Source organism: Brunnivagina elsteri CCALA 953, from assembly GCF_002289455.1.
Lineage (GTDB): Bacteria > Cyanobacteriota > Cyanobacteriia > Cyanobacteriales > Nostocaceae > Brunnivagina > Brunnivagina elsteri.
In genome coordinates this window covers 1-3,674 of record NZ_NTFS01000533.1, presented here as the reverse complement: position 1 = coordinate 3,674, position 3,674 = coordinate 1, and the positions used below count along the sequence as shown (strand labels likewise).

Here is a 3,674-nt window from a genome sequence, read left to right as displayed (position 1 = left end):
CTAATAAAAGGTGCAATCGATGGATATATTGAATATACAGGTACTGCATTTACGACAATTCTTAAACAACACCTTAAAATTACTTTCCTGGAATTGTTAAACGTTTTTCCAACCAACCGATCGCAAAGTCAGCTAGTAATGCGATCGCAGCTGCGGGAACTGCACCAGCTAATAGTAAATTATTATTAACCACCGCAATCCCTCGAAAAATAAACACTCCCAAACCACCTGCTCCAATCGCTGCGGCAATTGTGGCAATCCCAATCGCAATTACTGTCGCTACCCGTACACCTGCCAAAATAACACCAATAGCTAGTGGTATTTCTACTTGGAATAAAAGTTGGCGATCGCTCATGCCCATTCCTTTCCCTGCTTCCCTTACCGCCCCATTAACTCCAACAATTCCTGTATATGTATTCCGAATAATTGGTAATAAAGAGTACAAAGTTAATGCCACAATTGCCGGAGTCGGACCAATTCCGCCAATGTAAGGTACGGGAATCAACAAGCCAAATAAGGCTAAACTGGGAATTGTTTGTAAAATATTGGCAATCCCTAAAATCGGCTGACGGAGGCTATTTTTACGGGTAATTAAAATGCCTAACGGAATCCCTACAAGTGTCGCGATCGCAATTGAAATTGTGACTAAAAATAAGTGTTCTCCGGTTCGTTGTAAAATTTCAGGTGCGTATTTAATCAGGAAAAAATCGTTCATTATTGGTTAATGGTGTAGGGAGACATAATATATTGCTGAATTTTCAATAAAAAACAAATTAGAGACGCTACAAGTAACGTCTCTATATTCAGAATATAACTTTGTATTTATTAAACCAGAAATTAATTGAAGGTTGATATTCTTACCCAACATTACCCAAAAACACTAATAACTATGGATATGTTCGTAACCAGAAGAACTATCCGGATACTGAACTACCCCCGCACCACTTTCAAATAATGCCATATCAAGGTCGCTTTCCGTAAATTCAAAACCTAGCGAAGCAGCAAAATCAACAATCTTCGTTTTATCCCAATTCCAAATTCCGAAAAAACCACGGATGCAGCAACCATTATAATACTGCTCATAAATCCCTTGGTCTGACGCTACCATATTGTAAAAGGCATCAACTTGTTCTAAAGACATACTCCCCCTCAGATTGATTTGTTACTTTGCGCTCTCTAAAAGCTACATTGCCTCTCAGGATAATTCCCAAGGATAAACCATTATCCATCAGTCAAACGGTGTCTCACGGATAAAAATTGAGAAGCAAATAATAATTTTTTGTTCCAAAGATGAAATTTGTCTAAAACTGAAGCTGCCGATGACTAGGGAGTCTCAGTATTCTACATAAAAAAGACAGAAATAACACTAGTGTGAAGCAATAATTTTAATTTATATCTAAGAGGGATGACAAAAAAAGTTGTTTGTGCATAAAAGCCAAAAATATATCGGGCACGGCAATGCCGTATCCCGATATAAATGTAAAAATATTTACTGCCACTATACTTACCTTGGTCAAGTGTTGCAGCGCTTTATTTGGTCGCCAAATACCCAACCTTGAGTGCCGTCAGCAAGTCGAACTTTAACAAAATCGCCGTGAAGCTTCAAGAATAAGACTTTTTCCCCTGGACTTAGTTGTTTCATAGCCCCAATTTCTGTTTGTGGTTCGGGACGCAATTTTGCCATATAGTTACCACCTGTTGAGGTGATTACTCGGCAAAGTTTGGGTTGTTGGGCAATGAAGTTGTGTTCGGAATAGCTGGAGTAGCTTTTACCCATAGTGCCTGTTTGTAGGAGAACTAAACCACCTACCATAGTTACAACCGCAGCCATTCCCATTCCCATCACAAAAGGTTTGTGCTGGGGTATTGGTGAAATAACCGATGGTTTGGATCGGGATTGAGCTTGTTGACGTTGGGAGTGGATTGCTTGTTGTGGAGGTGCTGTTTTAGTAATGGGTTCGTAGTTTGGTGCGATCGCAAAGTTTTCTGTAGGTATGGCATTAGATTTATTTTCGCTGTAAAACACATGTTCCACAGGAACTTGCTTGATGTTGATATTACTGACTTTAAATTGTTGTCTACCCAAGCGCAAACTACTACCCGTTGTTAAGAGCATTTCTCCTGCCAAAAGCATTTGTCCATCAACAATAGGAGGATTTTTTTGCCGCAGGTTACGGATGTAAAATCTATTTTTTAAACCGTTAAAAAATATTTCCGCGTGCAAGGCAGATACTGTTACTTCTGGGATAATAATATCGCATACTTGCGGGTCGCGTCCGATTCTAATTCGACCAAAGTTTTTGCTTTGCTGATTTTCTTCGATTGTACAGGTTCTAATTTCTCCGTCTTCGTGCCATTCCAATGTCAACTCATGTAGGGTGTGATAATTGGTTGATTCATAATTTGTTGATTCTTGATTGGTTGATTGATGATTTATTGATTGATAGTTTGCCGATGCTGTCATTGGAGTCACAGTTGGAGCTTCAACTAAATTCCGTAAATCTCGTAGTGCTTGGAGTGCTTCTGCTGCTGACTGGTAGCGCTCTTTGAAATGGTAGCGAGTCATCTTAGTCAAAACCGTAGCTAATCCTGGTGTAACAGGGGTTAGATGTTGCCACAGAAATTCTCCTGTATTGGGATCATCCTCAAGTTCGCGGGGGTTGACTCCAGTAATCGCTTGGATACCCATCATTCCTAAAGCGTAAATATCGCTACTCGATCGCGGTAAACGTCGAGTTTGTTCCGAAGGCATATAACCAGGAGTTCCAATTGCGATCGTGACACGCTGCTGTGGTTCTCCTACTGCCGTTGAGCTTCGCAGTTGCTTAATCGCACCAAAATCAATCAAAACCAATTGACCGTCAGATTCGCGCCTAATGATATTGTCAGGCTTGATGTCGCGATGTATAACCCCGTGGTTGTGGACAATTTCCAAAATGCTGAGTATTTCAGTCAGCATTAAAGTAACTTGTCCTTCAGTCCATTTTTGTCCGTCTGCGAGTTCGTGACTGAGTGTATGTCCCCGAATAAATTCCTGAACTAAGTAAAATTCTTGGTTCTCCTCGAAGTAAGCTAACAACCTGGGTATTTTGGGTATTTGGTTGCACTGACGTAGTGATTCTTTGAGGGTATCACCCAACTTTTGGAGGATTTCCGCTTCGCGCTGAAATAGTCTTCTTGAAGTTTCCAGAACTTGCGGCTCGGTACTAGTGGGTTTGATATGTTTAAGAACGCACTGTGGATGACCGGGAAGATGAATATCCTCAACTATGTAGGTTTGCCCAAATCCCCCCTCACCTAACACTTTAAGGACTTTATAATGCCCTGCGAGTAACTGACCTATCATGTTCCGACAGCGATAATAATTATTACTTTACTGATGAATCTCTTGGCAATTTGAATCCGTTTTATTAGCACGCAATTTCTTTTTTTGAAAGACTTAAGCAATACATTTTGCGGATTTCCCCTACTGATGTGTTGGTTTTTTCTAATTACACTCTTAATTGAGTGTTGATTGAGTGTTTGCTGTTTTTGGCAGGCAGATACCAATATAAAAATAAAACACCTTGTAAGTAGTTGGACACAATTAATTACACAAAACTTGGGCTGAAATTATTACCTATCAAAGATATCCAAGAATCTGTATTGTAATTAATTCTGTCTGGTTACTTATA

The 3,674-nt window shown here is 39.9% G+C and carries 3 protein-coding genes; all 3 read right to left on the bottom strand.

Annotated elements, in window-relative coordinates:
• Positions 1–79 precede the first annotated feature (79 nt).
• The gene (locus tag CK510_RS27815) at positions 80–715 is read right to left on the bottom strand and encodes an ABC transporter permease (protein ID WP_095724732.1); all 636 of its coding nucleotides are present in this window, start codon (positions 713–715) and stop codon (positions 80–82) included.
• Positions 716–880: 165 nt separating this feature from the next.
• Positions 881–1,141: a Nif11-like leader peptide family natural product precursor gene (locus CK510_RS27810; protein WP_095724731.1), complete on the bottom strand. Its 261-nt coding sequence runs from the start codon at positions 1,139–1,141 to the stop codon at positions 881–883.
• 372 nt (positions 1,142–1,513) lie between these two features.
• Positions 1,514–3,346: a protein kinase domain-containing protein gene (locus tag CK510_RS27805; protein WP_095724730.1), complete on the bottom strand. Its 1,833-nt coding sequence runs from the start codon at positions 3,344–3,346 to the stop codon at positions 1,514–1,516.
• Between the last annotated feature and the right edge of the window lie 328 nt (positions 3,347–3,674).